A 5,690-nucleotide genomic window follows, 5' to 3' on the forward strand; every position below is an offset into this window, starting at 1 on the left:
TAAACCAACAGAATCTCCCACATTAAGATGGATATTTCAGTGCTTCCAAGGTATTCATCTTTTGATGATACAAGGATTTCAACGAGTTCTGAACTTAACGGAGTCACACTGTCATATCTTGCAATTTTTACCTAATGCTTGTCAAAAATATTATTTTTCAACTTAACTATTCTCTATAGTTTTACGATTTTATCGGTTATCTTTTTTATAACTTATTACACACCTTCAATTAAATATTGTTTTTGAAACAGCTTTTAAACACCCATAAAAGCTTAACTTTTTGCGTTCATAATTTTGTTTGCTATTGATACGTAATTGTTCAAACCATAAGTTTTGATTGACTGTTGATGTAGTTTAATTATGCTACTTTTTGAAGTGCGGAATGTGGGTTGTAAGCATCTACACAATTGGGATTAATCTTGATAGCCTGAGTGTAATCCTCAATTGCACCCTGTTTATCTCCTAATTTAGAACGGGCAACTCCTCGGTTGTTGTAAGCATTTACATAATTGGGATTAATCTTGATAGCCTGAGTGTAATCCTCAATTGCACCCTGCTTATCGCCTAATTCAGAACGGGCAAATCCTCGGTTGAAGTAAGCATCTTCATTATTTGGTTTCAGTTGCAATACTTGAGTATAATAATCAGAAGCACCTTGATAATCTTTTTTCTTACGACACTCATCACCCAAGCGCATATATTCCTCAGCTTCAGAAGATGTCAAACTTTCTAAATAGCTACGTAAACCGCCAGAATAAAGCAATTCATCTATTCCCACCAAGGCTTTACCAGTATTCGATTTAATCATATTTGTTGGTAAAAATCCCGCCAAAATCAGATTGTATTCAGCCTGAGCCTCGCTAACTTCCTCTTGAATTAAAATACAAACTAGAACAGCATTTTTTTCAATTTCTTCTCGACTAATTGACCATTGAATTTTATCAAAATTCCCGTTCCGGGCTTTAACCTGAATACCAATTGATGAGTCACAAGTTAAGGTAAAATCAACTTTTCCATCACCACCAACGCGCTTTTCATAGTCAACTTCTGTGACAAAATCAGCTAACCGGGATTTAACAACTTCCTCACCTAACTTCCCCTTCATGTTGTTGATAAAGTAATTTTTGGGGTCGGTTGGTTTATACTTTTTTACCATCTCCCAGCAAAAATCCCGTAATTGGTCTAACCTGTTACCAGAAATGACGGTTAATTCACTATGCTGGCCTTTTTCGTCACAATGGAGTAATTTAGCAGATTTAAGTCTTTGAATAAAATCAGCCTGTTGTGCCTTGAGTGGTGTTGTCCAGTCCATATTGGTTGAAATTTGCTCTACTGTGACAAGGTATATAATTTTATTATTCCCCATCAAGAGGCAAAAATTCCATCTCAAACCGTTCCTCTAGAGTGCTTCTGCGTGAAACAAATTCATCGAATTTCAGCCTATTTATAGTTTATTTTTCTTTCTGTTCCTCTGGGTGCATAATAGCTTGACAATATCTAATTAAAGTATCTACTCGTTCCGTAATTGTGTTTAATCTCGCTTGTGATGTTGCAGACTGCCTTGCACCTTTGAGAAACATGACATCTACCTCCAAAAGCCGCAACTGCTTATTTATTTCCGTTTTATAAGACTGTTCTCGGAAATTAGCATCTTCTAAAGGGACAATTTGCTCGATAAAAAATGTCTGTAACTCGGTTAAACACAAGCGCAATTCACCAGCATCAAGTTTACCTGCTGTTACATTAGCCCTGAACTTATCTAGAAATATTACCAATTCCTGATATTTATCAAAATTAAAAGACATCTGTTGCTAGTTAAGATAATATTAATGTCAAGAAAATTTTCTTATACAACTAACTTTCTTTTTTTTCCAATCAAAACCACAAGTCTTAGATCATACTTTGAGGCTTTGTTTGCAGTTAATAGGTTTATTTGATTATGTTTGTAGGAAACCGACGATGGATGATGACCACAGACAATTAGGACATCATCTCTCCAACCTTATCTCTAAACCTTCAACAGACAGCATCTATTTATAGGGGTGCTGTCCATTTTGTTTTTCTCTCAACCTATCCACAAATTACCTTTTAATTTTATGAGTAGTGTAGCTGTCAAACCCCCTGTTGATGTTGTTCTCCCAGACTGGCTTAACAAATGTTTAATAGAACCTCCATCACCAATATTTACAGAGGAAGAACACCGAACGTATAACGGGAATGCCTTAATTTGTCGCGCATTCCAGTTTGCGTATCAACTACATGAAGGTCAAATTCGTAAGTCGGGAGAACCTTATATTGCCCATCCTGTAGCGGTAGCTGAAATACTCCGTGAATTAGGTGGTAGTCCTGCTATGATAGCAGCCGGTTTACTTCATGATGTAGTTGAAGATACGGAAATTACAATCGAAGATATAGAAGCACGTTTTGGTCCAGAAGTGCGGCTATTGGTAGAAGGTGTTACCAAACTCTCGAAAATCAACTTTACCAGCAAAACCGAAAGCCAAGCTGAAAATTTCCGACGAATGTTTTTGGCCATGGCGCAGGATATTCGGGTTATTGTGGTGAAACTGGCAGACCGTTTGCATAATATGCGGACTCTTCAATATATGTCCGAAGCTAGTCGTCAACGTAGCGCCCAGGAAACAAGAGATATTTTTGCCCCTTTGGCCAACCGTTTGGGAATTTGGCAAATTAAATGGGAATTAGAAGATTTAGCCTTTAAATATTTAGAACCGGAAGCTTATCGAGAAACCCAGCAAAGTGTAGCAGAAAAACGCACGGCACGGGAAGAAAAGTTACTCAAAGCTACGGATACTTTACGCCGTCGCTTGCTTAAAGCTGGTATTAATTGTTTAGAAATTAGCGGTCGTCCTAAACACCTTTATAGCATTTATCAAAAAATGCACCGACAGCAAAAGGAATTTCATGAAATTTACGATTTAGCGGCGCTGCGAATTATTGTCCAAACTAATGAAGAATGTTATCGAGCGTTAGCTGTGGTACATGATGTATTTCGTCCTATTCCGGGTAGATTTAAAGACTATATTGGTCTGCCTAAACCCAACCGCTACCAGTCCTTACATACGGGGGTAATTGGTTTCACAGGCCGCCCCTTAGAAGTGCAAATTCGCACCTTGGAAATGCACCACATCGCGGAGTATGGAATTGCCGCCCATTGGAAGTATAAGGAAACTGGTGGGTCTAATAATGTTAATGTCACAGGTAATGATGAAAAGTTTACTTGGTTGCGCCAGTTGCTAGATTGGCAAAGTGATTTAAAAGATGCACAGGAATACTTAGATAGCGTTAAAGACAATTTATTTGAAGATGATGTTTATGTCTTCACACCCAAGGGGGATGTTGTCCCTTTAAGTCCTGGTTCGACAACTATAGATTTTGCCTATCGTATTCATACAGAAGTGGGAAACCACTGTGCAGGGGCGCGAGTAAATGGGCGCATTGTTCCTTTGTCAACACGACTGCACAATGGCGATATTGTTGATATTATTACCCAAAAGAATAGTCATCCTAGTTTGGACTGGTTAAACTTTGTTGGCACTTCGGCGGCTAAATATCGCATTAAACAATGGTACAAGCGATCGCGCCGAGAAGAAAATATTGCCCGAGGCAGAGATTTATTAGAAAAGGAATTGGGGAAAACTGGTTTTGAGAATTTACTCAAATCAGATGCCATGCACACCGTCGCCGAAAAATGTAATTATCACAGTGTAGAAGATTTACTTGCCGGTTTGGGTTATGGGGAAATTACCTTAAATTTAGTCCTCAACCGTTGGCGGGAAGTTGTCAAAGCTAGACAGCCAGTGAGTGATGTTGTCCCCTTTATCTCCAAAGAACCAACACCCAAAACCTCACGGGATACACCACCAATTACATCTCGTGCTAGTGATGCCCCCATCTTGGGAGTGGAGGGTTTGGTTTATCATATTGCTGGGTGTTGTACCCCCATTCCTGGTGAACCCATTGTAGGAGTCGTCACACGGGGACGGGGCATTTCTATCCATCGCCAAGGCTGTCATAATGTAGACCATGTTGAAGGTGAACGATTAATACCAGTCCGTTGGAATGCAGCTATCGGCAACCGTAACCGTCCTCATACTTATCCCATTAATGTACAAATTGAGGCACTAGATAGAGTTGGAGTATTGAAAGATGTCTTATCTCGTTTGAGTGACCAAGGAATCAATGTGCGTCATGCACAAGTAAAAACTTCTCTAGGACAACCCGCGTTGATGGATTTAGGTATTGATGTCCGCGATTGTTCTCAGCTAGAACATTTATTTGTCCAACTCAAAAAAATGAGTGATATTCTCAATATCCGCCGTGTTTGTGAGGTTGAAGACTGCGGGTGACGGTTAAGAGGCAGGGGAGCAGGGGAGTAGGGCAGCAGGGGAGAAATATATTATTCTTTTTTCCTCCTGCCTCCTGCCTCCTGCCTCTTGCCTCTTGCCTCTTGCCCCCTGCCTGTTCCCTGTTCCCTGTTCCCTGTTCCCTGTTCCCTATTCCCTATTACCCAATTTGCGATACAATCATAAGTCTGCAAATTTGATAACAACCTTTGTGAACAGGAGATGCTTCTATGGCGCGTATGTATTATGATGAAGATGCTAATTTAGACCTTTTAACAGGTAAAACCGTTGCTATTATTGGTTATGGTTCACAAGGTCATGCTCACGCGCTAAATCTCAAAGATAGTGGTGTAAATGTCATTGTCGGATTATATCCCGGCAGTAAATCCACAGCTAAAGCAGAAGCTGCTGGTTTGACAGTTAAAAATGTGGCTGATGCGGCCAAAGCTGCTGATTTCATCATGATTTTATTACCTGATGAAGTCCAAAAAACAATTTACAAAAATGAAATTGAACCCAATTTAGAAGCTGGAAATGTTTTAGCTTTTGCACATGGTTTTAATATCCATTTTGCCCAGGTTGTTCCCCCTGCTGATGTGGATGTCGTCATGGTTGCACCTAAAGGCCCTGGACATTTAGTACGTCGTACCTATGAACAAGGACAAGGTGTACCTGCGTTATTTGCAGTTTATCAAGATGCAACTGGCAAAGCACGCGATCGCGCTATGGCTTATGCTAAAGGTGTTGGTGGTACACGCGCCGGTATTTTGGAAACTACCTTCCGGGAAGAAACCGAAACCGATTTGTTTGGTGAACAAGCAGTATTGTGTGGTGGTTTGAGTGCTTTAATTAAAGCCGGTTTTGAAACCTTAGTTGAAGCAGGTTATCAGCCAGAACTCGCTTATTTTGAATGTCTGCACGAAGTCAAATTAATTGTTGATTTAGTCGTAGAAGGTGGTTTAGCCACCATGCGCGATAGTATTTCTAATACTGCCGAATATGGTGATTATACTCGCGGTCCCCGCGTTGTCACCGCCGAAACTAAAGCGGAAATGAAGAAAATCCTCAGCGAAATTCAATCTGGACAATTTGCCCGGGAATTCGTATTAGAAAACCAAGCCGGTAAACCAGGTTTTACTGCTATGCGTCGTCAAGAAGCTGAACATCCTATTGAGGAAGTTGGTAAAGATTTACGTGCCATGTTTAGCTGGTTGAAAAAAGCGTAATTTTAGGTAATTGGTAATTGGTAATTCTTTACCTTTTACCAAATTATTTTTTTTCCACGCAGAAAATATTTATGGCTCTTCCAGACTAAATATGATA

At 39.9% G+C, this 5,690-nt stretch carries 4 protein-coding genes; 2 read left to right on the forward strand and 2 right to left on the reverse strand.

Going from position 1 to position 5,690, the window contains the following annotated elements; genetic code table 11:
• Positions 1-358: 358 nt before the first annotated feature.
• Complete coding sequence (locus CUN59_RS07580; RefSeq protein WP_165790172.1) at positions 359-1,312, reverse strand: tetratricopeptide repeat protein; 954 nt, start codon at positions 1,310-1,312, stop codon at positions 359-361.
• A 139-nt stretch (positions 1,313-1,451) separates the two neighbouring features.
• Positions 1,452-1,805, reverse strand: a complete 354-nt coding sequence (gene patD / locus CUN59_RS07585; protein ID WP_104387274.1) for a heterocyst frequency control protein PatD — start codon at positions 1,803-1,805, stop codon at positions 1,452-1,454.
• A gap of 291 nt (positions 1,806-2,096) precedes the next feature.
• Between patD and CUN59_RS07590 the strand changes: the two genes are divergently transcribed.
• Positions 2,097-4,370: a RelA/SpoT family protein gene (locus CUN59_RS07590; protein ID WP_104387275.1), complete on the forward strand. Its 2,274-nt coding sequence runs from the start codon at positions 2,097-2,099 to the stop codon at positions 4,368-4,370.
• A 227-nt stretch (positions 4,371-4,597) separates the two neighbouring features.
• Positions 4,598-5,593, forward strand: a complete 996-nt coding sequence (gene ilvC / locus CUN59_RS07595; protein WP_104387276.1) for a ketol-acid reductoisomerase — start codon at positions 4,598-4,600, stop codon at positions 5,591-5,593.
• Positions 5,594-5,690 lie beyond the last annotated feature (97 nt).

Source organism: Cuspidothrix issatschenkoi CHARLIE-1, assembly GCF_002934005.1.
Lineage (GTDB): Bacteria > Cyanobacteriota > Cyanobacteriia > Cyanobacteriales > Nostocaceae > Cuspidothrix > Cuspidothrix issatschenkoi.